21 protein-coding genes and 1 riboswitch are annotated in these 24,451 nt (G+C 67.4%); of the genes, 11 read left to right on the forward strand and 10 right to left on the reverse strand.

Annotated features, from left to right (window positions below; genetic code table 11):
* Window positions 1-9: 9 nt before the first annotated feature.
* Complete coding sequence (locus tag AC30PD_RS05760; RefSeq protein WP_489534696.1) at window positions 10-627, forward strand: glutathione S-transferase family protein; 618 nt, start codon at window positions 10-12, stop codon at window positions 625-627.
* A gap of 7 nt (window positions 628-634) precedes the next feature.
* Here AC30PD_RS05760 and AC30PD_RS05765 read toward each other — a convergent pair whose 3' ends face one another.
* Both AC30PD_RS05765 and AC30PD_RS05770 read right to left on the reverse strand, forming a co-directional pair.
* A complete protein-coding gene (locus AC30PD_RS05765) occupies window positions 635-2,266 on the reverse strand; it encodes an FMN-binding glutamate synthase family protein (protein ID WP_489534697.1) in 1,632 nt (543 codons plus the stop codon).
* Between the two features lie 181 nt (window positions 2,267-2,447).
* Window positions 2,448-2,609, reverse strand: coding sequence for a hypothetical protein (locus AC30PD_RS05770; protein ID WP_489534698.1), 162 nt, complete (start codon window positions 2,607-2,609; stop codon window positions 2,448-2,450).
* Window positions 2,610-2,845: 236 nt separating this feature from the next.
* Between AC30PD_RS05770 and AC30PD_RS05775 the strand changes: the two genes are divergently transcribed.
* Window positions 2,846-3,043 (forward strand): hypothetical protein, encoded by a 198-nt coding sequence (locus AC30PD_RS05775; protein WP_489534699.1) that lies wholly within the window; start codon window positions 2,846-2,848, stop codon window positions 3,041-3,043.
* Between the two features lie 10 nt (window positions 3,044-3,053).
* Here AC30PD_RS05775 and AC30PD_RS05780 read toward each other — a convergent pair whose 3' ends face one another.
* Entirely contained in the window at window positions 3,054-4,325 is a 1,272-nt protein-coding gene (locus AC30PD_RS05780) for a glycerophosphodiester phosphodiesterase family protein (RefSeq protein WP_489534700.1), read from the reverse strand.
* Window positions 4,326-4,442: 117 nt separating this feature from the next.
* Window positions 4,443-4,519, forward strand: a riboswitch (SAM riboswitch).
* Window positions 4,520-4,558: 39 nt separating this feature from the next.
* Between AC30PD_RS05780 and metX the strand changes: the two genes are divergently transcribed.
* A complete protein-coding gene (metX, locus tag AC30PD_RS05785) occupies window positions 4,559-5,704 on the forward strand; it encodes a homoserine O-succinyltransferase MetX (RefSeq protein WP_489534701.1) in 1,146 nt (381 codons plus the stop codon).
* Window positions 5,701-6,285 carry a methionine biosynthesis protein MetW gene (metW, locus tag AC30PD_RS05790; protein ID WP_489534702.1) on the forward strand — a complete coding sequence of 195 codons (585 nt, stop codon included), beginning with the start codon at window positions 5,701-5,703 and terminating at the stop codon, window positions 6,283-6,285. The genes metX and metW overlap by 4 nt, the downstream gene beginning before the upstream one ends.
* Window positions 6,286-6,300: 15 nt before the next feature.
* On the opposite strand, the gene AC30PD_RS05795 is transcribed toward metW, so the two are convergent.
* Window positions 6,301-6,894, reverse strand: coding sequence for a chalcone isomerase family protein (locus AC30PD_RS05795; RefSeq protein ID WP_489534703.1), 594 nt, complete (start codon window positions 6,892-6,894; stop codon window positions 6,301-6,303).
* Between the two features lie 203 nt (window positions 6,895-7,097).
* Between AC30PD_RS05795 and AC30PD_RS05800 the strand changes: the two genes are divergently transcribed.
* Window positions 7,098-8,003: an MBL fold metallo-hydrolase gene (locus AC30PD_RS05800; RefSeq protein WP_489534963.1), complete on the forward strand. Its 906-nt coding sequence runs from the start codon at window positions 7,098-7,100 to the stop codon at window positions 8,001-8,003.
* Window position 8,004: 1 nt separating this feature from the next.
* On the opposite strand, the gene AC30PD_RS05805 is transcribed toward AC30PD_RS05800, so the two are convergent.
* A complete protein-coding gene (locus AC30PD_RS05805) occupies window positions 8,005-8,631 on the reverse strand; it encodes a TetR family transcriptional regulator (protein ID WP_489534704.1) in 627 nt (208 codons plus the stop codon).
* Between the two features lie 165 nt (window positions 8,632-8,796).
* On the opposite strand from AC30PD_RS05805, the gene AC30PD_RS05810 reads away from it, so the two are divergent.
* Genes AC30PD_RS05810 through AC30PD_RS05820 form a run of 3 tightly spaced genes read left to right on the forward strand, consistent with a single transcriptional unit; the run spans window position 8,797 to window position 14,636 of the window.
* The gene (locus AC30PD_RS05810; protein ID WP_489534705.1) at window positions 8,797-10,026 is read left to right on the forward strand and encodes an efflux RND transporter periplasmic adaptor subunit; all 1,230 of its coding nucleotides are present in this window, start codon (window positions 8,797-8,799) and stop codon (window positions 10,024-10,026) included.
* Between the two features lie 15 nt (window positions 10,027-10,041).
* Window positions 10,042-13,203, forward strand: a complete 3,162-nt coding sequence (locus AC30PD_RS05815; protein WP_489534706.1) for an efflux RND transporter permease subunit — start codon at window positions 10,042-10,044, stop codon at window positions 13,201-13,203.
* Window positions 13,203-14,636 carry an efflux transporter outer membrane subunit gene (locus tag AC30PD_RS05820; RefSeq protein WP_489534707.1) on the forward strand — a complete coding sequence of 478 codons (1,434 nt, stop codon included), beginning with the start codon at window positions 13,203-13,205 and terminating at the stop codon, window positions 14,634-14,636. The genes AC30PD_RS05815 and AC30PD_RS05820 overlap by 1 nt, the downstream gene beginning before the upstream one ends.
* Window positions 14,637-14,657: 21 nt before the next feature.
* Here the strand turns inward: AC30PD_RS05820 and AC30PD_RS05825 are convergent, their stop codons facing one another.
* Window positions 14,658-15,485 (reverse strand): enoyl-CoA hydratase-related protein, encoded by an 828-nt coding sequence (locus AC30PD_RS05825; protein ID WP_489534708.1) that lies wholly within the window; start codon window positions 15,483-15,485, stop codon window positions 14,658-14,660.
* A gap of 118 nt (window positions 15,486-15,603) precedes the next feature.
* Here AC30PD_RS05825 and AC30PD_RS05830 point away from each other — a divergent pair, with 118 nt between their 5' ends.
* Entirely contained in the window at window positions 15,604-16,449 is an 846-nt protein-coding gene (locus AC30PD_RS05830; protein WP_489534709.1) for an alpha/beta hydrolase, read from the forward strand.
* A gap of 9 nt (window positions 16,450-16,458) precedes the next feature.
* Here AC30PD_RS05830 and AC30PD_RS05835 read toward each other — a convergent pair whose 3' ends face one another.
* Window positions 16,459-17,613 carry an ABC transporter substrate-binding protein gene (locus tag AC30PD_RS05835; RefSeq protein WP_489534710.1) on the reverse strand — a complete coding sequence of 385 codons (1,155 nt, stop codon included), beginning with the start codon at window positions 17,611-17,613 and terminating at the stop codon, window positions 16,459-16,461.
* Window positions 17,614-17,764: 151 nt separating this feature from the next.
* Between AC30PD_RS05835 and AC30PD_RS05840 the strand changes: the two genes are divergently transcribed.
* Together AC30PD_RS05840 and ygiD are read left to right on the forward strand one after the other, a co-directional pair.
* On the forward strand, window positions 17,765-19,240 hold the full coding sequence (locus tag AC30PD_RS05840) for a M20 family metallopeptidase (RefSeq protein ID WP_489534711.1): 1,476 nt from the start codon (window positions 17,765-17,767) through the stop codon (window positions 19,238-19,240).
* Window positions 19,241-19,256: 16 nt separating this feature from the next.
* Window positions 19,257-20,120, forward strand: coding sequence for a 4,5-DOPA-extradiol-dioxygenase (ygiD, locus tag AC30PD_RS05845; protein ID WP_489534712.1), 864 nt, complete (start codon window positions 19,257-19,259; stop codon window positions 20,118-20,120).
* Here the strand turns inward: ygiD and AC30PD_RS05850 are convergent, their stop codons facing one another.
* From AC30PD_RS05850 to AC30PD_RS05860, 3 genes are all read right to left on the reverse strand, one after another.
* The gene (locus tag AC30PD_RS05850; RefSeq protein ID WP_489534713.1) at window positions 20,121-21,779 is read right to left on the reverse strand and encodes an NAD(P)/FAD-dependent oxidoreductase; all 1,659 of its coding nucleotides are present in this window, start codon (window positions 21,777-21,779) and stop codon (window positions 20,121-20,123) included.
* A gap of 20 nt (window positions 21,780-21,799) precedes the next feature.
* Window positions 21,800-23,761, reverse strand: a complete 1,962-nt coding sequence (locus AC30PD_RS05855; protein ID WP_489534714.1) for an ABC transporter ATP-binding protein — start codon at window positions 23,759-23,761, stop codon at window positions 21,800-21,802.
* 110 nt (window positions 23,762-23,871) lie between these two features.
* A complete protein-coding gene (locus AC30PD_RS05860) occupies window positions 23,872-24,363 on the reverse strand; it encodes a DUF4148 domain-containing protein (protein ID WP_489534715.1) in 492 nt (163 codons plus the stop codon).
* Between the last annotated feature and the right edge of the window lie 88 nt (window positions 24,364-24,451).

Genomic DNA, 24,451 nt, shown 5'->3' on the forward strand with positions numbered 1-24,451 from the left:
GCCACCACAATGAAACTCATCGGTTCACTCACCAGCCCCTACGTGCGCAAAGTGCGCATCGTGATGGCCGAGAAGAAGCTCGACTTCCAGCTCGAACTCGAAGACGTGTGGGGCAACGACAAGATCCTCAAGTCGAACCCGCTCGGCAAGGTGCCGTGCCTCGTGCTCTCGGGTGGCGAAGCGGTGTTCGACTCGCGCGTGATCGTCGAGTACCTCGACACCCGCTCGCCAGTGAGCCGCCTGATCCCCGAAGGCAGCCGCGAGCGCACCGAAGTGCGCACCTGGGAAGCGCTGGCCGACGGCCTGCTCGACGCCGCGATCCTCGCGCGCCTGGAGCAAACCTGGCCCGGCCGCAGCGCCGAGCAGCGCAGCCAGGCCTGGGTCGACCGGCAGATGGGCAAGATCGACGCCTGCCTGGGCGCCATCAGCACCGGCCTGGCCGACAAGCCCTGGTGTTCCGGCATTCACCTGTCGCTGGCCGACATCGCGGTCGGGTGTGCGCTCGGTTACCTCGACTTCCGCTTCCCGGCGGTCAAGTGGCGCGAGTCGCACGCGAACCTGGCCAGGCTGGCCGACAAGCTCTACGCGCGGCAGAGCTTCATCGACACCTTGCCGCCCACCGGCTGATCTTTTTTCAGGCGTCGATCACGACGCTGAAGCTTTCCGCCTGCGCCATCGGCCAGTAGGTGCTGAACACCTGCTGCGTCATCTCGCCGCGCAGCAGCTCGCCGGGTTTCACGAAGGGCAACAGGTTCACCAGCAGCTTCACACTGTGCTCGGCGCTGCGCCGAACGATGTGGGCCGCCGTGATCTCGCTCGGGTCGTTGAGCCCGGCCGCCTGCACCAGCTCTTTCAGCGCCATCAGCGTGTTCATGTGGAAGTGGAAGACCCGCTCCGCCTTGGTCGGCACCACCAGTGCGCGCTGGCGCTGCGGGTCTTGCGTGGTCACGCCCGTGGGGCAGTGGCCGGTGTGGCAGGCCTGGGCCTGGATGCAGCCGAGCGCGAACATGAAACCGCGCGCCGCGTTGCACCAGTCGGCACCGAGCGCGAGCATGCGGGCGATGTCGAATGCGGTGATCACCTTGCCGGCGCAACCGAGCTTGATCTGCTTGCGCAGGTTCAAGCCGACCAGGGTGTTGTGCACCAGCAGCAGCCCTTCCTGCAGCGGCGCGCCGACGTGGTCGGTGAATTCGACTGGCGCCGCCCCGGTGCCACCCTCGGCACCGTCGACCACGATGAAGTCGGGCGTGATGCCGGTGGCAAGCATGGCCTTGGCGATCGCGAACCATTCCCACGGGTGGCCGATGCAGAGCTTGAAGCCGACCGGCTTGCCGCCCGAGAGCGTGCGCAGCCGCTCGATGAAATGCATCATCTCGATCGGTGTGTTGAAGGCGCTGTGGCTGGCCGGTGAAACGCAGTCGACGCCAGGTTCGACACCACGCGCGGCGGCGATCTCGAGCGTGACCTTCGGCCCCGGCAGCACGCCGCCGTGGCCGGGCTTGGCACCCTGGCTCAGCTTGAGCTCGATCATCTTGACCTGCGGCTGCAGCGCGTTCTCGGTGAAACGCTCTTCGCTGAACGAACCGTCGGCGTTGCGGCAGCCGAAGTAGCCGGAGCCGATCTCCCAGATCAGGTCGCCGCCGTTTTCGCGGTGATAACGGCTGATCGAGCCTTCGCCGGTGTCGTGCGCGAAGTTGCCCTGTTTGGCGCCGGCGTTGAGCGAGAGGATCGCGTTGGCACTGAGCGCGCCGAAGCTCATCGCCGAGATGTTGAAGATGCTGGCGCTGTAGGGCTGGGCGCGGCCTTCTCCGATCAGCACACGAAAGTCGTGGCGCTTGAGCTCGGTCGGCATCAGCGAGTGGTTGATCCATTCGTAGCCGACCGCGCCCACGTCCATCTGCGTGCCGAACGGGCGCTTGTCGGAATCACCCTTGGCGCGCTGGTAAACGAGCGAGCGCTGCTGGCGCGAAAAGGGCGCGGCTTCGTTGTCGCCTTCGATGAAGTACTGGCGCATCTCCGGCCGGATGAATTCGAGCAGAAAGCGCAGGTGGCCGATGACCGGGTAGTTGCGCAGCACCGAATGGCGGGTCTGCTGGGTGTCGCGAAAGCCGAGCGCGGTGAGCAGCATGAACACCAGAACGAGCACGCCGCCGGTGTCGAAAGCGACCCAGCTGAAGGCGCTGAGCATCATGGCGACGGCACACAGCAACCAGGCCGTGTAGCGCACCGGGAAGTGCTGGTCCAGTTTCTTGAGCCAGTCGAACATGGGTTGTCTCCCATCGAGTTTGGCGCGATGGTAGACCGGCACGATGACGGCAATGGGCGCGGGAATGCCCCGATTGCCGCTCAGTTCGAGCTCTGCGGCGGGGTGTGGGATGGCGGCTGCGCGCCGTGCGTCGATCGCCGCAGGCTCTTGGCGAGCCCGCGTCAGACCGCCTGCGGGCGGATCAGCGGCCGAAGCCGAGCGCCCAGAGCAGGCGACGAAGGTAGGAAGACTGGGTCGGGTAGACCGTGGGCAGGCGCGAGGGCGCCCGCATCTTCCGTGGCTTCTTCGGCTGCCGGGTCGCTGGCATCGCGTGAGCGTAGGTGATGGGGGGTACGAGACGCATGGGGCTATTGAATCGCTCGTACCAGCCGGCGTCGACCCCGCTTATTGGGGGGTGTGAGCGCGCCGCCACAGCGGCGGCAACAGCTCACGGCGGAACAGGGCCGCACCGCGCGACACGGCGGTTCCCCTGCCCGCATTCGCGGGGGTTCGGCAGCTTGATGCGCGCCGGCGAGGGGCGTAGATTGACTGCTCGGGTGGCGCGATCAGGCGCACCGCCCAAGCCGAACGGAGGTCGATATGCTGGCTGTCGCGCTGCTTGTGGGTGCCATCGTGGTCTGGGTGCTGGTCGACCAGTTGCTCATGTGGCACAGGGAGCGCCAGCACCGGGGCCCGTCGGCATGGCGAGAGCAGGGCGCTGCCGGCACCGTGTTCCATTCGTCGGGCTTCGAAGACACCCAGCCGCCGCACGAGCTGGTGAACCTGCGTTACGGCTGACTTTCGGGGCCTACTTCAGCCCCATGCAGTTGGCGTAGAACGTGACCGTGGCGGGCCAGTCGGAGAAGATGCCGATGATGCCCACGTCTTTGGCCAGCACGTCGAGCACCCGCATCACGTCGCCTTCGCGCGAAATGGCCGAGTCGAAGGTCTGGTAGTAGAAGCCGTTGGCGCCGTCGGCCAGGATGCCCGAGCGTTCCAGTGACCAGGTGATGATGTCCAGGCCCGCCCGCTTGGCGTCAGTGGCGTACCGCGACGGCAGGATGTTGCCGCTCGCGTCGGCCGTCAGCAGCGCGAAGATCGGCGGCGCCACGATGCGGATGCCTGCGGCGCGGTAGCCTGCCAGTTCGGCGGCGTCGGGCAGGTCGGCCACGGTGTTGGCGTCGTCGAGGTAGACCGCCTGGCGGCCGAAGGCCGGTTCGTTCTGCACCCAATACAACACGTCGTTCTTGTCGAACGACTGTGGCCAGACGTTGCGTGCCGGCACCTGGGCCGCCTTGTACTCGTCGATCATCTTCTGCGCGTAGGCTTGCTGCGTGAAGCCGTCGAAGGGCATCGCCACGCTCGGGCTCTTCAGCTCGGGCGTCATCTTCACGCCGAGGCGCTTGAAGAGTTCGATGCTCTCCTTGTGCGTGAGCAGCGTGCCGCTGCTCGGGCCGGCGTAGAGGTCGGTGCGGAAGTTGGCGGTGCCGCCGAGATACTCGGCCACGGTACGCGCGTTCGGGTTCGACGCGTCCATCTTGCCGCGCAGGGTCTTGAACTCGGCCAACGTGATCTCGCTGGTGCGGCACTCGGCGCTCGCCGCGGTCAGGCGGGTGCCATTGGCGTCGAAGGTCGCCGGAACGAAGGGCTTGATGCACTTCTGCGCCAGCGGCGTGGCCAGGATGTTGGTGGTCGTGTGCAGGTCGTTCTGCGCATGGCGGCAGACCAGTTCCTTGTCTTTCGTGAACGTCACGTCGCACTCGACGATGCCCGCGCCCATGCGCGCCGCCGCCTCGTACGACTGCTGGGTGTGTTCCGGGAATTGCAATGACGCACCGCGGTGGCCGATCGAGAACGCAGTGCGCTTGAAGCTTTCCTTGTTCGTGCACGCCAGCAGCTTCTGCTTGAGCGGGCTCGGGGTCATGTCGTTGACGAGGAAGTAGGGGCGCACGCCGATCTGCACGCTCGGCCGCTCGCGGCCGTCGCGATGGTCATCGTCGTCGTCGCGGTCGGCCAGCGCCAGGCCGGGAAGCAGGCCGGTGCAGGCGGCCAGGGTCAGGGTGAGCAGGGTGCGTTGCATGCTGTCTCCTCGGTGTGTAGGGGCGGGCCACCCATGATCGGGTGCTTGCCCGGGCGACACAAGATGTTGGGGCCGCGCCGTGACGCACCGATGACGGCGCGCCATGCGGCTCGTTATACTTGCGCCAGCGCCGATTTGTTCCGAATTGCGGGCGCTTAAAAAATGCCGCTAAAGAGGGACGCCGGCCCGGTGTCCGCCCTTGCAGCGGAGCCGGGTTTTTTCATTGGGGTGTCATGAGTTCGATCGGCGACGTTCAGCCGCAGTCCAAGTTCTTCGCACAGCCGCTGCCCTTGCGCAGCGGTGCGCAGTTGCGCGACTACACGCTGGCATTCGAAACCTACGGCACGCTCAACGCCGACAAGAGCAACTCGGTGCTGGTGTGCCACGCGTTGAACGCGAGCCACCATGTCGCCGGCACCTATGCGGGCGACGACGGGGCCACGCGCAAGGGCAGCGAAGGCTGGTGGGACAACCTCATCGGCCCCGGCAAACCGCTCGACACGAACCGCTTCTTCGTCATCGGCGTGAACAACCCCGGTTCGTGTTTCGGTTCGACCGGGCCGATGCAGACGAACCCCGACACCGGCCTGCCGTACGGCGCCGACTTTCCCGTCGTGACCGTCGAAGACTGGGTCGACGCGCAGGCGCGCTTGCTCGACGCGATGGGCATCACGCAACTCGCTGCGGTGATCGGCGGCAGCTTGGGCGGCATGCAGGCGCTGTCGTGGTCGCTGCGTTACCCGACACGCCTGCGCCATTGCATCGCCGTGGCCACGGCGCCGAACCTGTCGGCCCAGAACATCGCCTTCAACGAAGTGGCGCGGCGCGCCATCGTCACCGACCCCGAATTCCACGGCGGCCACTTCTACCGCTTCAACACGGTGCCGCGGCGCGGCCTGCGCGTGGCGCGCATGATCGGGCACATCACCTATTTGTCCGACGACGCGATGGAAGCCAAGTTCGGCCGCAGCCTCAAGAACGGCGCGCCGGGTTACACCACGCAGGACATCGAGTTCGAGATCGAGAGCTACCTGCGCCACCAGGGCGACAAGTTCAGCGAGTACTTCGACGCCAACACCTACCTGCTGATCACCCGCGCGCTCGACTACTTCGACCCGGCGCGCGAGTTCGGCGGCGACCTCACGGCCGCGTTCGCCGCGGCGGTGTGCAAGTTCCAGATCGTCAGCTTCACGACCGACTGGCGTTTTGCGCCGGCACGCTCGCGCGAGATCGTGAAGGCCCTGGTCGACCACAAGCGCGACGTGAGTTATGCCGAGATCGACGCGCCGCACGGGCACGACGCCTTTCTGCTCGACGACGCGCGTTATCACGGCGTGCTGCGGGCGCGGTTCGACATCATCGCGAAGGAAATGCGATGAGCGACAGAAAAGACATGGAGCTGATCGCCGAGCTCGTGCCCGCGGGCTCGCGCGTGCTCGACCTCGGCTGCGGCAACGGCGAGTTCCTGGCGCACCTGCGCGACCACCGCCAGTGCAGCGGCTACGGCATCGAGATAGCCGACGCCAACGTGCTCGCCTGCACGCAGCGCGGCGTGAACGTGATTCAGCTCAATCTCGAAGAAGGCCTGGCCTTGTTCGAAGACCAGAGCTTCGACGTGGTGCTGCAGCTCGACACGCTGCAACACCTGCGCAACACCGAGAAGATGCTGCGCGAGACCGCGCGTGTGGGCCGCATCGGCATCGTCAGCTTCCCGAATTTTGCGCACTGGCCGAACCGCCTGCACGTGGTGAGCGGGCGCATGCCGGTCACCAAGGTGCTGCCCTACCAGTGGTACGACACGCCGAACATCCGCGTCGCGACCTATGCCGACTTCGAGGTGCTGGCGCGCAAGGACGGCCTGCGCATCCTCGACGCTTTCGGCATCCAGGCCGGGGCCGCGGTGCGGCGCTGGCCAAACCTGATGGCCAGCGTGGCGGTGTTCAAGTTCGAGCGGGGCTGAGCGGCCGTCCGCTGGTCACTGCGTTTCTTTTTCGTGCCCGAGCAACGCGTCTTTCAGCGTGCGGTCGGCCGGTGACGGGCCGAACCAGATGCCCAGCACCAGCCCGAAGAACTCGGCGTCGCCCACCGGCTCGCCCTGGGCCTGGCCGGCGATGAAGAACTGCGTGCCCTTGCCGGGCAGGTAGTCCATCGCGAAAGAATCGCCCGGCGCGAGTTTCGAGCGGCCCGAGAAGATCTCGATCAGCCGTGTGGCCGAGACCGTGTGCTTCTGGTAAGTGTCTTTCGAAGCGTTTTCGGACATGCCTTTCAGGAAGAGCCGGCCGAGGTCGGTGCCGGGCAGTTCACGCAAGGCCGTGAACTGCAGGCGCTTCGGGCCTGGCAGCGCCATCAGCTCTTCCACGGTGCCGACCTTGCGCGGTGTGTACAAGGCCATGTCGTAGACCTTGAAGATCGCCTTGAAGCGTGTGCCCGAGCCGTTGAGCTGGAGCTTCGTGGCGGCAACCTGCGCGGCGGGCTCGAAGCGGGTGCTGCTCGCGGCGCGGGCCTCGTGGCCGAGGGCGGCGGCGGCCAGAAGCGCGGCCAGCAATGCGTGACGTGTCGATGAATCCATGCAGTCTCCCTGAGTTTCTTGTTGATGTGTTCCTGAAATTTGCCATACGCCCGCAGCCCGGGCACGTGCGTTTGTCACGCCCGCCAGCAACGAATGCCGGTTCCCCGTATGCTCCCGGCTCCTTGGCGAACTCAGGAGTTTTCATGCCCCGACTTTCATGCTGGCTGCAGCACGCCGCCGTTGCTGCCACGAGCGCGTTCGTGATGATCGGCAGCGCCCACGCCGCGGCGCCGCAAGTCAAGACCCAGGCACCCGGCTACTACCGTGTGATGCTGGGCGACTTCGAAGTGACGGCGCTGTCCGACGGCACCGTGGCCTTGCCGGTCGACAAGCTGCTCACCGGAACCACCGCCGCCAAGACGCAGAAGACGCTGGCGCGCAGCTTCCTGAAAGCGCCGCTGGAAACCTCGGTCAACGGCTACCTCGTCAACACCGGCACCAAGCTCGTGTTGATCGACACCGGCGCGGCCAGCCTGTTCGGCCCGACGCTCGGCAACCTGGTCGCGAACCTGAAGGCCGCCGGCTACCAGCCCGAGCAGGTCGACGAGATCTACATCACCCACATGCATGCCGACCACGTGGGCGGGCTGATGGCCGCCGACAAGCTCGCGTTCCCGAACGCGACCGTGCGGGCCGACAAGCACGACGCCGACTTCTGGCTCAGCCAGGCCAACCTCGACAAGGCGCCGGCCGAGATGAAAGGCTTCTTCCAGGGCGCGCAGGCATCGCTCAACCCCTACGTGACGGCAGGCAAGTTCAAGACCTTCGACGGCGACACCGAACTCGTGCCCGGCGTCAAGGCGGTCGCCACCTACGGCCACACGCCCGGCCACGCCGTCTACAGGGTCGAGAGCAAAGGCCAGACGCTGGTGCTGTGGGGCGACCTGATGCACGTGGCCGCGGTGCAGTTCCCCGAGCCCGGTGTGACGATCCAGTTCGACAGCGACAGCAAGAACGCCGCCGTGCAGCGCAAGCGTGCCTACGCCGAAGCTGCGAAGCAGGGTTACCTGGTCGGCTCGGCCCACCTCTCGTTCCCCGGCCTCGGCCACCTGCGCGCGCAGGGCAAGGGCTACGAATGGGTGCCGCTGAACTACAGCGGGCTGAAGTGAATCAGGCCGGCGCCGCCTCGGCGGCCAGGCCGGCGAGGTAGGCGTCGATCACCTGGGTGCCGACCTTCACGAGCTTGAAACCAGTGGGGTCGAGCATCCAGTTCTGCAGCAGGCCGTCGAGCAGCGCGTGCAGGCCCACGGCGGCGGCGCGGGCCGGCATGCGGCGCGAGAGCTCGCCGTTCTTGATGGCCTGCTTGAGCGTGCGCTCCACGTCGGCGAGGCAGCCATTGCGGATGTTCAGGTGGCGCTCGCGCACCGCGTCCATCTCGCCGATGTACTCGACCTTGTGCGTGGCGATGCCGAACACGCGTTTCATCTGCGGGTCGGCCACGATCTGGCGCAACACGGCGACCATGCCGTCACGCATCTGCGCCAGCGACAACTCGTTCGCATCGAAGCCGCACACGCCGCCTTCTTCGAGCGGCATGGTCGCACGCTCCATCATCGCGTTGAAGAGGTCGGCCTTGTCTTCGAAATGCCAGTAGATCGCCCCGCGCGTGACGCCGGCCGCCTTGGCAATCTCGTGCAGCGAGGTGCCCGACACGCCACGCTGCTCGAACACCAGCTCGGCGGTGTCGAGAATGTGGCTGCGGGTCGCCTGGGCTTCTTGTTTCGTTCTGCGGACCATGGGTCTGCTGCAGTGCAGCGAGTTCTACATACATTCAAGAGTGTATGTATACTGTACCGCATCGTGACCGGGCAACATTCGACTGTGGTGTTCCATCCCGTCACTGCCTGTTGTCTCCCCCATCTTCCCGGCGCCGATGGCGCCCCACGCTCCGAAGGGTTTCGCATGTCAGCGTTGAAAAACGGTTTGGCGGGTTCCGCCGTTGTACTGGCCGTCTGCCTGCTTGCGGCCTGCGGGCAAAAAGCGGCCGAAGGTGGCGGTGGGGGCGCGCCGCCGCCAGCCGAGGTCGGCGTGGTCACGGTGGCGCCTGCCGCAGTGGGCCTGGCCACCGAGTTGCCGGGCCGGCTCGAAGCCTCGCGTGTGGCGCAGGTGCGGGCCCGCGCGGCGGGCATCCTGCAAAAGCGCCTGTTCACCGAAGGCAGCGAAGTCAAGGCCGGCCAGCCGCTGTTCCAGATCGATTCCGCGCCCTACCAGGCCAGCGCCGCCAGCGCGCGCGCCGTGCTGGCGCGGGCCGAGGCCAACCTGACACAAGCCACGGCCCAGGCCGAGCGCTACAAGCCGCTGATGGAAGCCAACGCCATCAGCAAGCAGGACTACATCAACGCGGTGGCGGCGCAGAAGACGGCCGAGGCCGATGTGGCGTCGGCCAAGGCCTCGGTGCAGACGGCGCAGATCAACCTCGGCTATGCGGCCGTCACCTCGCCGATCGCCGGTCGTATCGGCCGTGCACTCGTCACCGAAGGCGCGCTGGTCGGGCAGGGCGAAGCGACCCAGCTCGCGGTGGTGCAGCAGATCAACCCGATGTACGTGAACTTCACGCAGTCGACGACCGACGTGCTGCGCCTGCGCAAGGCGGTCGAGAGCGGCCAGTTCAAGCGTGCCGGCGGCGACGGCGCGCAGGTGCGCGTCGTGCTCGAAGACGGCAGCGTCTACGCGCAGCCGGGCAAGCTGCTGTTCAGCGACCTGACGGTCGACACCACCTCCGGCCAGATCACCTTGCGCGCCGAGCTGCCCAACCCCGGCGGTCTGCTGCTGCCCGGCATGTACGTGCGGGTGCGGCTCGAGCAGGCGCAGGCAGAGGCCGGCATCGTGGTGCCGCAGCAGGCGGTCACGCGTGGCACCAGTGGCGACACGGTGATGGTCGTCGGCGCCGACGGCAAGGTCGCGCCGCGGCCGGTGAAGATCGGCACCTCCGTGAACGGCCAGTGGGTCGTGCTCGACGGCCTGAAGGCCGGTGAGCAGGTGATGGTCGACGGCTTCCAGAAGCTGCGTGGCAACGCGCCGGTGAAGCCGGTGCCGTGGCAGCCAGCCGCTTCCGGCGCCAAGGCGGCGCCGGCGGGCGCGGCGCCCGCCGCATCGGGCGCCGCCGCACCCGCTTCTGCCGCGTCGAAGTAAGAAGGGGCACAGTCCATGGCCCAGTTCTTCATCGATCGCCCGATCTTCGCGTGGGTGATCGCACTCTTCATCATCGTGCTCGGCGGCACGGCGATCACGCAGCTGCCGGTCGCGCAGTACCCGTCGGTCGCGCCGCCCGCCATCGTCATCAACGTCGGCTACCCCGGCGCATCGGCCTCGACGCTCGAAGACAGCGTGATCAGTGTCATCGAGCGCGAGATGAACGGCTCGCCCGGCCTGCTCTACACCGAGTCGGTGGCGCAGGCCGACGGCACCGGTTCCATCACGCTGAGTTTCCAGACCGGCACCAGCCCCGACCTGGCCCAGGTCGACGTGCAGAACCGCCTGTCGCGCGCCACGCCGCGCCTGCCGTCGGCGGTGACGCAGCAGGGCGTGCGGGTGGACAAGTCGCGTTCGAACTTCCTGCTGTTCACGATCCTGTCGAGTGACGACCCGGCGCTCGACCCGGTCGCGCTCGGCGACTACGCCTCGCGCAACGTGTTGCCCGAGATCCAGCGGCTGCCGGGCGTGGGCACGGCGCAGCTGTTCGGTACCGAACGTGCGATGCGCATCTGGATCGACCCGCAAAAGCTCGTCGGCTTCAACCTCTCGGCCGCCAACGTGGCCGCGGCCATCCAGGCGCAGAACGCGCAGGTCTCGTCGGGCACGATCGGTGACCTGCCCAACGTGCCGGGCCAGTCGATCTTCGCGACCGTGGTCGTGAAGGGCCAGCTCAGCACCACCGAGCAGTTCGGCAACGTGGTGCTGCGCGCCAACGCCGACGGCTCCACCGTGCGCCTGAAAGACGTGGCCCGCATCGAGCTCGGCGGCCAGAGTTATTCGACCTCGGCACGGCTGAACGGCAAGCCCTCCACCGGCATCGGCGTGCAGCTCTCGCCGACCGGCAATGCGCTGGCCACCGCCAAGGCGGTGAAGGCGCGCATGGAAGAACTGCAAGCCTACTTTCCGGCTGGCGTGAAGTACACGATCCCGTACGACGCTTCGCGCTTCGTGAGCATCTCGATCCGCCAGGTGGCCGAAACGCTGATCGAGGCCGTGATCCTGGTGTTCCTGGTGATGTACCTGTTCCTGCAGAACTTCCGCTACACCATCATCCCGACCATCGTGGTGCCGGTCGCGCTGCTCGGCACCTTTGGCGTGCTGCTCGCGCTCGGTTTCTCGATCAACGTGCTGACCATGTTCGGCATGGTGCTCGTGATCGGCATCGTGGTCGACGACGCCATCGTGGTGGTCGAGAACGTCGAACGCATCATGAGCGAAGAAGGCCTGCCACCGAAAGAGGCCACCAAGAAGGCGATGGGCCAGATCTACGGCGCCATCATCGGCGTGACCGTGGTGCTGATCTCGGTGTTCGTGCCGCTCGCGTTCTTCAGCGGCTCGGTCGGCAACATCTACCGCCAGTTCTCGGCGGTGATGGTCGCTTCGATCGCGTTCTCGGCCTTCATGGCGCTGTCGCTCACGCCGGCCCTGTGCGCCACCTTGCTCAAGCCGGTCGAAGCCGGGTCTCACCTCGAGAAGAAAGGCTTCTTCGGCTGGTTCAACCGCGGCTTCAAGTCGACCGCCAAGGGCTACGAAAGCTGGGTCGCGCGCATCCTGAAGCGTGCCGGCCGCTTCATGATCATCTACGTCGCGATTGGCGTGGCGGTCGGGCTGCTGTTCGTGCGCCTGCCCACGTCGTTCCTGCCGAACGAAGACCAGGGCTACATCATCGCCAACGTGCAGTTGCCACCGGGTGCCACCCAGTCGCGCACGCTCGAGGCGATGAAACAGGCCGAAGCCTTCTTCCTCAAGCAGCCCGAAGTGGCCAACATGGTCAGCGTGCTCGGTTTCAGCTTCTCGGGCACCGGCCAGAACGCCGCGCTCGCTTTCGTGCCGCTGAAAGACTGGAGCGAACGCGAAGGCCCGGCGCACTCGGCGCAGTCGCTCGCCGGCCGCGCGTTCGGCGCACTCATGGGCGTGCGCGACGCGTTCATCTTCGCGCTCAGCCCGCCGCCGATCCCCGAGCTCGGCAACGCGACCGGCTTCACCTTCCGCCTGCAAGACCGCGGTGGCAACGGCCGCGAGGCACTCGTCGCGGCACGCAACCAGCTGCTCGGCATGGCCTCGCAAAGCAAGATCCTCGCGGGCGTGCGCCCCGACGGCCTGGAAGACGCGCCGCAGCTGCAGCTCGACGTCGACCGTGACAAGGCGCAGGCGCTGGGCGTCGACTTCAGCGCGGTCAACACGGCGCTGTCGGCCTCGCTCGGCTCGGCCTACATCAACGACTTCCCGAACGCTGGCCGCCTGCAACGGGTGGTGGTTCAGGCCGATGCGCCCGAGCGCATGCAGCCCGACGACCTGTTGCGCATCAACGCGCTCAACAGCAAGGGCCAGCCGGTGCCGCTCTCGGCCTTTGCCACCACACGCTGGATCACCGGCCCGGTGCAGACGGTGCGCTACAACGGCTACCCGACCATGCGCATCTCGGGCGACGCCGCGCCGGGCCAGTCCACCGGCCAGGCCATGATCGAGATGGAATCGCTCGCCAAGAAGTTGCCGGCCGGCTTCGGCTTCGAATGGACCGGCCAGTCGCGCGAAGAGCGGCTCGCGGGTTCGCAGGCCTACATCCTGTACGGCTTCGCGATCCTGGCGGTGTTCTTGTGCCTGGCTGCGCTGTACGAAAGCTGGACGATCCCGCTCGCGGTGATTCTGGTGGTGCCGCTCGGTGTGCTCGGCGTGGTGCTTGCAACGATGTTCCGCGGCCTCGCGAACGACGTGTACTTCCAGGTCGGGCTGATCACCATCATCGGCTTGTCGGCGAAGAATGCGATCCTGATCATCGAGTTCGCCAAAGACCTCGAGGCCGAGGGCAAGAGCCCGGTCGAGGCGGCGCTCGCGGCGGCGCACCTGCGCTTCCGGCCGATCATCATGACCTCGCTCGCGTTCATCCTCGGCACCTTGCCGCTGGCGATCGCCAGCGGCGCCGGCTCGGCGAGCCAGCGTGCGATCGGCACCGCGGTGATCGGCGGCATGCTCACGGCGGTGGCGCTCGCGGTGCTGTTCGTGCCGGCGTTCTTCGTCGTCGTGCGCGCGGTGTTCAAGAAGAGCAAGGTCAAGCCGCACCACGGCCCGTCGCTCACCCACGACACGCCACCCGCTCCGGCGCAGGAAGGCTGATGATGACCAACGCAAACCTCGTGAAACGAGCCGGCACTTTGTCGGCGCTCTCTGCCGCACTGATGCTGGGCGGCTGCATGAGCTTCATCCCGGCCTACGAGCGGCCCGCTGCGCCCGTGCCCGCCGCCTACGCGCCTGAGCTCACGCCCGCCAGTGGCGGCGCGGGCAGCACGGCCGCCGCCGACATCGAATGGCAGCGCTATTTCACCGACGCGCGCCTGAAGCGCCTGATCGAGATCGCGCTCGCCAACAACCGCGACATGCGTGTCGCGGTGCTCAACATCGAGCAGGCGCGCGCGGCCTACCAGGTCAAGCGGGCCGACGAGTTGCCGACGCTCGGCGCCGGCCTCACCGCACAGCGCAGCGCAGGCGCCAACGGCAACCTGGTGAACACCTATGCGGTGGGTCTGCAAGTGAGCGGCTACGAGCTCGACTTCTTCGGCCGCGTGCGCTCGCTGAGCCAGGCCGCGCTGTCCCAATACCTGGCGACCGAAGCCTCGCGCAAGACCGTGCAGATCGTGTTGATCGCCTCGGTCGCGAACACCTACATCGGCCTGCTCGCCGACGAAGAGCTGCTGCGCGTGACACGCGAGACGCTGAAGACGCGCGAAGACTCTTTCGCACTCACCAAGCTCAAGTTCGACAACGGCGCCACGTCGGAGCTCGACTTCCGCCAGTCCGAGCAGTTGCTCGAAGGCGCGCGGGCGACGCTTGCGGCCACGCAGCGCCAGCGTGCGCTCGACGAGAACGCGCTGGTCTTGCTGCTCGGCCAGGCGCTGCCGGCCGACCTGCCCGCCGCCCAGCCGCTGGCGGCGCAGCAGGCTCTGGCCGAGCTGCCTGCCGGGCTGCCGTCGGACCTGTTGACGCGCCGGCCCGACGTGCTGGCCGCTGAGCAGCAACTGCTCGCGGCCAACGCCAACATCGGCGCAGCGCGCGCGGCGTTCTTTCCGCGCATCGGGCTCACGGCGAACGCGGGCACGGCGAGCACCGAACTCTCGGGCCTGTTCAAGAGCGGCACCTTCGCGCTCACCGGCACGGCCACGCTGCTGCAGCCGATCTTCGACGCGGGCCGCAACCAGGCCAACCTCGCGGTCGCCAAGGTCAACAAGGACATTGCGATCGCGCAGTACGAAAAGGCGATCCAGACCGCGTTCCGCGAAGTCTCGGATTCCCTCGCCGGCCGTGCCACGCTGGGCGAACAACTGCGCGCGCAAACGGCGCAAGCCAACGCCGCGCAGGTGAGCTACAAGCTGGCCGACCTGCGCTACCGCAACGGCGCGTCGAGTTACCTCGACGTGCTCGATGCGCAGCGCAACCTGTTCGCGGCGCAACAGGCCACCGTGCAGGTGCAGGCGCTGCAGGCGCAGAACCTGGTCACGCTCTACAAGGTGCTGGGCGGCGGCTGGACCGAGCCGGCGCGCAGCAGCAACTGACCCGCGCTTTTCGCGCGCGGCTCAGACTTTCGACACCGGCAGCAGCGCGGGGAAGTCGGCCGCGGCCTTTTTCTTCCACGCATCGATGGCCGTGGCCATCTCGGCGGTGTCGAAGATCGCGCTCTGCAGCAGCGTCATCTGCTGCAAGGCCGCCGCGGTGCCGTGATCGCGCGCGTGGTTGAGCGCGAGCTTGCTGCCGGCGATCGCCAGCGGCGACTTGGCAGCGATGTTCTTCGCCAGTTGCATCGCGTGGGCGAGCAGGGCCTCGGCGTCTGGCAAGACGGCGTTGACCAGGCCGACCGCGAGCGCACGCTCTGCGTTCATGCGGTCGCCCGTGTAGGCCATCTCGCGGGCCACGCCCTGCGGCACGATCTTCATCAGGCGCTGCAGCACACCCAGGTCGGCCATCATGCCGATGTGGATCTCCTGCACGGTGAAGAACGCATCGGCCGTGCACAGGCGGATGTCGCAGGCGGTCGCCAGGTCGAGTGCGCCGCCGATGCAGCCGCCCTGGATCGCGCAGATCACCGGGAAACGCGCTTCGTCGAGGGCGGTGAAGCAGTCGATCAGCTTGCGCAGCGTGTCCTGGAAGTTCAGCCGCGCGCGCGCCGAGCCCGTGACGAGCAGCGCGTCGTCGCCACCGAACACATCGAGCGCCATGCCGGCGCAGAAGTGTTTGCCGGTCGACGAGATGACCAGCGCGCGCGCTTCGCCGGCGTCGTGCAACGCGCGCACCGCGTCGCGCAGGGCCGGGAAGAAGGGCGGCGCCATCGTGTTCAGGCGCTCGGGCCGGTTGAGCTGCAGGTGGGCGACGCCGGCGGCGGTGCTCAGCGTGAAGAAGTCGTTCATGGTGGAGAAGAAGGCCGTGGGGATTTGTGTGCAGTACTGTGCCGCACACGGCCCGCAGCCGACCAGCGGGCAAGCCCTTGTCACGCAGTGTCACCGGCCTGTCCCTACACTCGCGGCGATGCACCCGACCCTCACCACCGCCGATGGCCTGCAACTGCACGTTCGCGAATGGCCTGCCAACAACCCGCGCGGTACCGTGCTGATCGTGCACGGCCTGGGCGAACACATCGGCCGCTATGTGCACGTCGCGGCCCAGCTCAACGCCTGGGGCTGGTCGGCGGTAGGTTACGACCACCGCGGTCACGGTGACAGCGAAGGCGCGCGCGGCGCGCTGCACCACAGCGACGACCTGCTGAACGATCTGGCGCGGGTGATCGACGCGGTGCGTGCGAAACACCCCGGCCCGCTGGTCTTGCTGGGCCACAGCATGGGCGGGCTGGTGGCGGCCCGGTTCGTGGCCGGCGCTTCGGCACCCGGCGCAGCGGCGTGGGCGCGGACCATCGACGCGCTGGTGTTGTCGTCACCCGCGCTCGATGCCGGCACCACGGCATGGCAAAAGCTCCTGCTCTCGGTGCTGGGCCCGCTGGCGCCGAACCTCGCGGTGAGCAACGGCCTGAAGCCGGCCTGGATCTCGCGCGACGCCGCGGTGGTCGGCGCCTACATGGCCGACCCGCTCGTGCACGACCGCATCACGCCGCGGCTGGCGCGCTTCATCGTCGATGCGGGTGAGTCGGTGCTCGCGAACGCGGTGGCCTGGCCGGCGGTGCCCACGTTGCTGCTCTTCGCGGGCGGTGACCGCTGCGTGGCGCCCGCAGGCAGCCGCGCGCTCGCTGCCACCGCACCCAAGACGATGCTGACCGTGCAGGAGTTCAAGCCGCTGTACCACGAGATCTTCAACGAACCCGAGCAGGCCGAAGTGTTCGCGGTGCTCGGCGGCTGGCTGGCGCGGCTCGGGCGCGCATGAGCTTGCCGGCTACTGCAGGAACTTGCCCTCGCGCGTGACCATGGCCAGGTCGACGAAGGTCGACCCGAGGTGGTCGCCAGCGCGGAATGTGATCTTGACGCCGCCCAGATCGATGGTCGAACCGTCGAGCGCCTTGCTCAGGCCGGCCCGCGTGGGTTGCGCGCCAGCCAGACGCAACGAAGCCACGAGCGCCTTGGCTGTCAGGTAACCCTCCAGGCTGCCGTAGGAGAACTCGTGGTCCGGCATGGCCTTCCGGAACGCGTCCTGGTATTCCCGCGTGATGGCTGTCTTGCGTGCCCAAGGGTTGGGAACGACCTGCGAAAACACCATGCCTTGCGCCAGCGGCCCGAGCGCGCCGGCGAGCTGGGTCGAGCCGGAGTTCACGGCAAGAAAAGTTGTCCGAAGGTCCGCTGTGCGGGCCTTGCGAATCAGCCGCTCGTAGACAGACACCGAGCCGTGGTTGAGCATCATCTCGACACGCTGCTCTGCCATCTGTTTGACGGCCGCTTCGAGTTGCGCGTCGCCGATGTCCGACTTGAACGGCACCGCGAGGACGACCTCGGTCTTCGCGGCGGCGGCGGCCAGCTTCACGTTCTCGAGATGCTTGCGCCCGGTGTCGGAGTCGGCGTGAAAAAAGCCAACCCGCTTCAGCCCGGTGCTGGCGCCGTAGTTGACGAGCGCGCGGAATTCCTCGCGGTGTTCGGCGCGAACCGGGTAGACCATCGACTGATGTGGTCGGCGCAACTCCGGCGACCCGGCCATCGGCCCGAAAAGTGGCACCTGCTTTTCGGCCGCGACCTTCATCATGGCCGTGGAGGGCCCGCCTTCGATCGGGCCGAACAGGATGAAGGCGCCCGCATCGACGAGCTGGCGCGCATTGGCCTCGGCCTTCGCGCCCTGGTTTTCGTCATCCAGGGTTCGCAACACGAGGCGGCGACCGTTGACACCACCGGCGCGGTTCACGTCGTCCAGCAGCACGGTGATGCCGGCCAGCACTTCCACGCCGTACTTGTTCTTTCCGCCCTGCAGCGTGATGTTCTGGCCGAGCACGATCTCGGTGGCGCTCACGCCCGGTTCGGCGCTGGCCACCCCGGCCAGCAAGCCGAGCGCCGCGCACAAGCAGCGCAGGCCGGCCGGCAGCGTGCGGCGGGTTGTCTCTTTCATCATTCTTGTGTCTCCCGGTCGATGGCATGGCAAGCCTACCCTTTGCCTTGGCGAGGGCGTGTTTGCTGTAGTGAACAACTGTGTGAAATGCCCTGCGACGGGGATGAAGTCATACACTCGAAAACCAATCTCACATGCCGAGGAGAAATCCATGAACGCCCGCGACCCGCTGCAACCCGTGCAACCCGACGAGGCCAGCGCACTGGCCGCCTTCGCTGCGCAGACCTGGGACGACGAGATCGTGCCGCTGGTCACAAGCTACATCACCATCCCCGCCAAGAGCCCGATGTTCGATGCCGACTGGGCCGCCAACGGCCACATCGAAAAAGTGATTCGTGATGCGGCGGCCTGGGTCGAGAGCAAGAAGGTTGCGGGCCTGAAGCTCGAGGTGGTGCGCATCGAAGGCCGCACGCCGGTGATCTTCTTCGAGGTGCCGGCCACGAAGGCGGGCAGCACCGACACGATCTGCCTGTACGGCCACCTCGACAAACAACCCGAGTTCAACGGCTGGCGCAACGACCTCGGCCCGTGGACGCCGAAGTATGTGGACGGCCTGCTCTACGGCCGCGGCGGCGCCGACGACGGTTATGCCGTCTACGCGTCTTTGACCGCGATCATGGCGCTCGACAAGCTCGGCATTCCGCGCCCGCGCTGCGTGGGCATCATCGAAAGCTGCGAAGAGAGCGGTTCGTTCGACCTGCCCGCCTACATCGACGCGCTCAAACCGCGCCTGGGCAACGTGAGCCTCGTCGTGTGCCTGGACAGCGGTGCCGGCAACTACGAGCAACTGTGGCTCACCACCAGCCTGCGCGGCATGGTCAGCGGCGTGCTGAAGGTCGAGATCCTGACCGAAGGCATTCACTCCGGCGATTCGAGCGGCCTCGTGCCGTCGAGCTTTCGCATCCTGCGCCAGGTGCTCGACCGCCTCGAAGACAGCAAGACCGGCGAGTTGTTGCCGCAGAGTTTTCACTGCGACATTCCCGGCGACCGCATCGAGCAGACACGCGCCACCGCGCAGATCCTGGGCAACGAAGTCTGGAAGCGTTTCCCGTGGGCCTGTGGCGCCGACGGTGGCGCCACGTTGCCGACCACCACCGACCCGCTGCAGGCGCTGCTCAACCGCACCTGGAAGCCGACGCTGAGCGTGACCGGCGCCGACGGTTTCCCCGAATTGAAGAACGCCGGCAACGTGCTGCGCCCCTACACCGCGTTCAAGCTCAGTTTGCGTCTGCCGCCGCTGGTCGAAGGCAACGAAGCCGCGCTGAAACTGAAGGCTTTGCTCGAAGACAACGCACCCTACAACGCCAAGGTCACGTTCGAGCCCGACGGCCGGGCCGGCGCTTTTGGTGCCACGGGCTGGAACGCACCGACCCTGTCGCCGTGGCTCGAGAGCGCGCTCAACAGCGCCTCGCAAGCGCACTTTGGCGCACCCTGCGGCTACATCGGGCAAGGCGGCACGATCCCGCTGATGAGCCTGCTGCAGAAGAGCTTCCCGGCGGCGCAGATGATGGTCTGCGGTGTGCTCGGGCCGAAGAGCAACGCGCACGGGCCGAACGAGTTCCTGCACGTGCCCTACGGCAAGAAGCTGACCGCCGCGGTGGCGCAGGTGATGGCGGCGTGCGCCTGACGGCCGCCACCGCACGATGAGCCTGGTGCACGGCCGCCGCCCGCTGCTGCTCGCTTCGCTCGCTGCCATGGCCGACATCGCCAGCGCCCAGTCGCCGGTGCGGCGCATGCCGGTGATCTTCGTCGGCCACGGCAGCCCGATGAACGCGATCAGCGACAACACGTTCACGCGCGCGCTGCAGGCCTGGGGCGCGGCGTTGCCGCGGCCGACCGCGATCCTGTCGGTCTCGGCGCACTGGCTCACGCCGGGGCAGACGCTCGTCACGATCGACGAGCGGCCGAAGACCATCCACGACTTCGGTGGTTTCCCGCGCGAGTTGCACGAGATGCAGTACCCGGCGCCGGGCGCACCGGCGATCGCGCGCGAGGCCGCGCTGCGCGTGAAGCAGAGCGTCACGCAGGGCAGCGAGCAGTGGGGCCTCGACCACGGCACCTGGAGCGTGCTGCACCACCTGTTCCCGAAGGCCGACATCCCGGTGTTCCAGCTCTCGATCGACTACGACCGGCCGGGGGCGTTTCACCATGCCGTCGGGCGTGACCTCGGCGCGCTGCGCGACAAGGGCGTGCTGATCATGGGCAGCGGCAACGTGGTGCACAACCTGCGCGCGACCGACCGCAACGCGCCGGTGGGCCTGACCGCGTCACGCCCGTGGGCGCAGGCTTTCGACGACGCATTCAAGAGCGCGCTGAGTCAGCGCGACGACAAGGCGCTGATGAACTACGCCAGGCTGCCCGGCGCCGAAATGGCGGTGGCCACGCCCGACCACTACTACCCGGTGCTCTACGCGCTCGGTGCCGCGGCGCCGAACGAAGTGGCGAAGACGACCTTCGAGGCTTTTCACTCCGGCACGCTGAGCATGCGCTGCCTGCAGTTCGGCTGATCAGCGTGCTTCGGCTTCGAGGCCGAGCACCGAGCGCGCCAGGGCTTCGGCGACTTCGATGCCGTCGACACCGGCCGACATGATCCCGCCCGCATAACCCGCGCCTTCGCCGGCCGGGTACAGACCTTTCACGTTCAGGCTCTGGAAGTCGCGCCCGCGCGTGATGCGCAAGGGTGAGGAGGTGCGTGTCTCCACGCCGGTGAGTACCGCGTCGGGCATCGCGAAGCCCCTGATCTGGCGCTCGAACGCGGGCAGCGCTTCGCGCAAGGCGGTGATCGCGTACTCGGGCAGGCTCATGTTGCCGGGCTCGCCCAGATGGGTGAGCTTCACGCCCGGCTTGTACGACGGCAGCACGTTGCCGAAGGCCGTCGACGTCTGCCCCTTGATGAAGTCGCCGACGAGTTGCCCGGGCGCTTCGTAGTTCCCGCCACCGAGTTCGAAGGCGCGCGATTCCCAGTGACGCTGGAACGCGATGCCGTCGAGCGGGTTCACCGCGCCGTCGGCCCGGCCGTCCTGCCGGTAGTCTTGTGGCGTGATGCCGACGACGATGCCGGCGTTCGCGTTGCGCTCGTTGCGCGAGTACTGGCTCATGCCGTTCGTGACCACACGGCCGGGCTCGGAGGTGGCCGCCACCACCGTGCCACCCGGGCACATGCAGAAGCTGTAGACCGAGCGCCCGTTCTTCGCGTGGTGCACGAGCTTGTAGTCGGCCGCACCGAGGATGGGGTTGCCGGCGTTCGGCCCGAAGCGCGCGGCGTCGATGAGGCTCTGCGGGTGCTCGATGCGAAAGCCGACCGAGAACGGCTTGGCCTCCATGAACACGCCGCGCTCGTGCAGCACCGCGAAGGTGTCGCGCGCGCTGTGGCCGAGCGCCAGCACCACGTGGTCGGCGGCGATCTGCTCACCGCCGTTCACGGTCACGCCGCGAACATGCCCGGCTTCGATCAGCACGTCGGTCACGCGCTGTTCGAAACGCACCTCGCCGCCGAGCGCGATGATCTCGGCGCGCATCTTCTCGACCACGCCCACGAGCCGGAAGGTGCCGATGTGCGGCTTGGCGACGAAGAGGATCTCTTCCGGCGCACCGGCTTTCACGAATTCAGAGAGCACCTTGCGCGTCAGGTGCCGCGGGTCGCTGATCTGGCTCCAGAGCTTGCCGTCTGAAAACGTGCCGGCGCCGCCTTCGCCGAACTGCACGTTCGATTCCGGGTTCAGCACGTTCTTGCGCCACAGGCCCCAGGTGTCCTTGGTGCGTTCGCGCACCTCCTTGCCACGCTCGAGCACGATCGGCCGCAGGCCCATCTGGGCGAGGACGAGCGCCGCGAAGATGCCGCACGGCCCGAAACCCACGACCAGCGGGCGCGGCCCGTTCAGGCCGTGCGCGGGCGCATGGCCGACGAAGTGGTAGCCGGTGTCGGGCGTGGCCCGAATGTGCGGCTGGCCTTCGAGCCGCTTCAGCACGCCGGCTTCGTCGGCCAGTTCGCAGTCGACGGTGTAGATCAACACGATCGCGCTCTTCTTGCGGGCGTCGTAGCTGCGCTTGAAGATGCCGAAACTTTTCAGCGCGGCGTCGGCGATGCCCAGGCGCGTGACGATGGCCGCACGCAGCGCGCCCTCGGCGTGGTTCAGCGGGAGTCGAAGTTCGGTGATGCGCAGCATGGCAAGAGGCTTCGACGTTGTCAGGCCCGCAGCGGCGGCGGCAGTTTGTCGTCGGGCGTCTCGGGCGCTTCGGTGTGCAGCATCTCGTCGAGGGGCTCGGCACCCACCGGCTCCTCTTCATCGGCCGCGCGCAAGGCCGCCACACTGGGTGCGTCCTGCGGCAGGAAACCGCCCGACTGGTGCTTCCACAGCAGCGCGTAGTGGCCTTGCAAAAGCAGCAACTCATCGTGCGTGCCCTGCTCGATGATGCGGCCTTGTTCGAGCACGATCAGCCGGTCCATGCGCGCGATGGTCGAGAGCCGGTGCGCGATCGCGATCACCGTCTTGCCTTCCATCAGGCCGAGCAGCTGGTCCTGGATCGCGAGTTCGACTTCGCTGTCGAGCGCCGACGTGGCTTCGTCGAGCACCAGGATCGGCGCGTCTTTCAGCACCACGCGCGCGATCGCGATGCGCTGGCGCTGGCCGCCCGAGAGCTTGACGCCACGCTCACCCACGTGCGCTTCGTAGCCGGTGCGCGCTTTCCAGTCGTGCAGCTCCAGAATGAAATCGTGCGCCTGCGCCTTGCGCGCCGCCGCTTCGATCTGCGCGCGCGTGGCGTCGGGGTGGCCGTAGCCGATGTTGGCGGCGATCGAGCGGTGCAAGAGCGAGGTGTCCTGCGTGACCATGCCGATGGCGGCGCGCAGGCTTTCTTGCGTGACATGGCCGATGTCTTGCCCGTCGATGCGGATGCTGCCTTGTTCGACTTCGTGAAAGCGCAGCAGCAGGTTCACGAGCGTCGACTTGCCGGCGCCCGAGCGGCCGACCAGGCCGACGCGCTCGCCGGGTTTGATGACGAGGTTCAACCCGTCGAGCACGCGCTTGCCGTCGCTGCGGCCGTAGGTGAAGGTCAGCTTCTCGAAGCGGATCTCGCCGTGCGGCACCTCGAGTTCGCGCGCGCCGGGCGCGTCGGTCAGCGTGTGCGGCACGGCGATGGTCTCCATGCCTTCCTGCACCACGCCCACGTTCTCGAAGATGCCGGTGACTTCCCAGCTCACCCAGCCGGCCATGTTGGCGATCTGCCAGGCCAGCGGCAGCGCCGTCGCAACGAGCCCTGCGCTCACCTGGCCCTGCCCCCACAGCGTGATGCCGATGCCGGCGGTGGCCACGAGCAGCAGCGCGTTCATCACCGCGAGCGTGCCCATGAAGCGTGTGATCAGCCGCATGTGCGCGGCGATGGCCACGGTGTGGTCGTCGATCACTTCGCGCACGTAGGCATCTTCGTCGCGCGCGCGGGCGAAGAGCTTCACGGTCAGGATGTTGGTGTAGCTGTCGACCACGCGCCCCATCACCAGCGAGCGCAGCTCCGAGCTGGTCTTGGCCAGGTCGCGCATGCGCGGCACGAAGTAACGCAGAAAGAACCAGTAACCGCAGAACCACAACAGCGTGGGCACCGCCAGGCGCCAGTCGGCCGCGGCCATCAGCAGCAGCGCACTCAGGCCGTAGATGCCGATGTACCAGATCGCGCGGATCGTGCTCACGACCGATTCGCGCAGCGCGTTGCTGGTCTGCATCACGCGGTTGGCGATGCGGCCGGCGAAATCGTTCTGGAAGAACGGCCAGCTCTGCCGCACCACGTGCCAGTGGCTCTGCCAGCGGATCAGGCTCGTCACCCCCGGCACCACGGCGTTGTTGCGCACCAGGCTGTCGGCCAAGAGCGTGAGCGGGCGGCCGATCAGCACCACGGCGGCCATGCCGATCAGAAGCGGCAGTGCGGCATGGAAAGCGGCGGCGCGGTCGGTGGCTTCCATCAGCGTGACGAGCTTGCCGATGAACACCGGGATCAGCGTGTCGATGCCGGCCACGGCCAGGCCGGTCACGAACATCGCGGCGTACAGCCCGCGCGCCTGGCGCACGAAGTGCCAGTAGAAGCCGATCAAACCCGGCGGTGGCGAGCCGGTGGGCAACTGGGTCGGGCGGATCAGGCTTTCGAAGAATGCAAACATAGCCGGGCATTCTCGCCGGCCGCGCCAAACCCCGCGTCATCCACCCTCATCCACCCGTCGGTGGAATAAAAAAGCCGCCCGAAGGCGGCTTTCGAAGCGGCAGCGAAGACTCAGGAGCCGGTGTTGTTGCTGCGGAACAGGCGCGCCAGGATCGGCTTGGCGTTCTTGTCGACCGCACGGCGAGCGACCAGGTTCTGGTCGTACTCGTAGTCGGTGCGCGGCAGCGTGCCGTTGGCGACCGCTTCGCGGGTTTCGGTCTTCACCGCGGCGCGCGTCACGGTCGACGCCTGAAGCAGTTCGGTGCCGAACGGGTTGTAGCTGCGGCTGCGGGCGCTGCTGTTGGCCAGCAAGGCGCTCGGCTTCGTGGCGAGCGTGGCCACCACGTCGCTGCGGCTCAGCGCGGTGCCCTGGGCACGGCTGGCGTTGGCGAAGTCGTAGTCCGTGGTTTGCAGCGTGCCGGCGGCGCGAGCTTGCTCGAACTGAGCAGTCACTTGCGCGCGGGTCAGCGGGGCATTGACCTCGTCGGCCAGCACGGTGGTGCTGGCAAAGGTGGCGAGGGCGGAAACCGCGACGGTGGCGGCGAAGAGGAGCTTGGCGTTCATGGTGATTTCTTTCGATGAAAGGGTTTCGGTTTGTCCGGGCCCGGCGGCGTTCAAACACCGTCTTGTCCAGCCTCGGTGAGGACTTCCT

The organism is Rhizobacter sp. (assembly GCF_032229685.1).
Classification (GTDB): domain Bacteria; phylum Pseudomonadota; class Gammaproteobacteria; order Burkholderiales; family Burkholderiaceae_C; genus LMDS01.

Coding starts and splice junctions, on each gene's coding strand:
- AC30PD_RS05760 (WP_489534696.1), top strand. CDS start 10: ATGAAACTCATCGGTTCACTCACCAGCCCCTACGTGCGCAAAGTGCGC.
- AC30PD_RS05765 (WP_489534697.1), bottom strand. CDS start 2,266: ATGTTCGACTGGCTCAAGAAACTGGACCAGCACTTCCCGGTGCGCTAC.
- AC30PD_RS05770 (WP_489534698.1), bottom strand. CDS start 2,609: ATGCGTCTCGTACCCCCCATCACCTACGCTCACGCGATGCCAGCGACC.
- AC30PD_RS05775 (WP_489534699.1), top strand. CDS start 2,846: ATGCTGGCTGTCGCGCTGCTTGTGGGTGCCATCGTGGTCTGGGTGCTG.
- AC30PD_RS05780 (WP_489534700.1), bottom strand. CDS start 4,325: ATGCAACGCACCCTGCTCACCCTGACCCTGGCCGCCTGCACCGGCCTG.
- metX (WP_489534701.1), top strand. CDS start 4,559: ATGAGTTCGATCGGCGACGTTCAGCCGCAGTCCAAGTTCTTCGCACAG.
- metW (WP_489534702.1), top strand. CDS start 5,701: ATGAGCGACAGAAAAGACATGGAGCTGATCGCCGAGCTCGTGCCCGCG.
- AC30PD_RS05795 (WP_489534703.1), bottom strand. CDS start 6,894: ATGGATTCATCGACACGTCACGCATTGCTGGCCGCGCTTCTGGCCGCC.
- AC30PD_RS05800 (WP_489534963.1), top strand. CDS start 7,098: ATGATCGGCAGCGCCCACGCCGCGGCGCCGCAAGTCAAGACCCAGGCA.
- AC30PD_RS05805 (WP_489534704.1), bottom strand. CDS start 8,631: ATGGTCCGCAGAACGAAACAAGAAGCCCAGGCGACCCGCAGCCACATT.
- AC30PD_RS05810 (WP_489534705.1), top strand. CDS start 8,797: ATGTCAGCGTTGAAAAACGGTTTGGCGGGTTCCGCCGTTGTACTGGCC.
- AC30PD_RS05815 (WP_489534706.1), top strand. CDS start 10,042: ATGGCCCAGTTCTTCATCGATCGCCCGATCTTCGCGTGGGTGATCGCA.
- AC30PD_RS05820 (WP_489534707.1), top strand. CDS start 13,203: ATGATGACCAACGCAAACCTCGTGAAACGAGCCGGCACTTTGTCGGCG.
- AC30PD_RS05825 (WP_489534708.1), bottom strand. CDS start 15,485: ATGAACGACTTCTTCACGCTGAGCACCGCCGCCGGCGTCGCCCACCTG.
- AC30PD_RS05830 (WP_489534709.1), top strand. CDS start 15,604: ATGCACCCGACCCTCACCACCGCCGATGGCCTGCAACTGCACGTTCGC.
- AC30PD_RS05835 (WP_489534710.1), bottom strand. CDS start 17,613: ATGAAAGAGACAACCCGCCGCACGCTGCCGGCCGGCCTGCGCTGCTTG.
- AC30PD_RS05840 (WP_489534711.1), top strand. CDS start 17,765: ATGAACGCCCGCGACCCGCTGCAACCCGTGCAACCCGACGAGGCCAGC.
- ygiD (WP_489534712.1), top strand. CDS start 19,257: ATGAGCCTGGTGCACGGCCGCCGCCCGCTGCTGCTCGCTTCGCTCGCT.
- AC30PD_RS05850 (WP_489534713.1), bottom strand. CDS start 21,779: ATGCTGCGCATCACCGAACTTCGACTCCCGCTGAACCACGCCGAGGGC.
- AC30PD_RS05855 (WP_489534714.1), bottom strand. CDS start 23,761: ATGTTTGCATTCTTCGAAAGCCTGATCCGCCCGACCCAGTTGCCCACC.
- AC30PD_RS05860 (WP_489534715.1), bottom strand. CDS start 24,363: ATGAACGCCAAGCTCCTCTTCGCCGCCACCGTCGCGGTTTCCGCCCTC.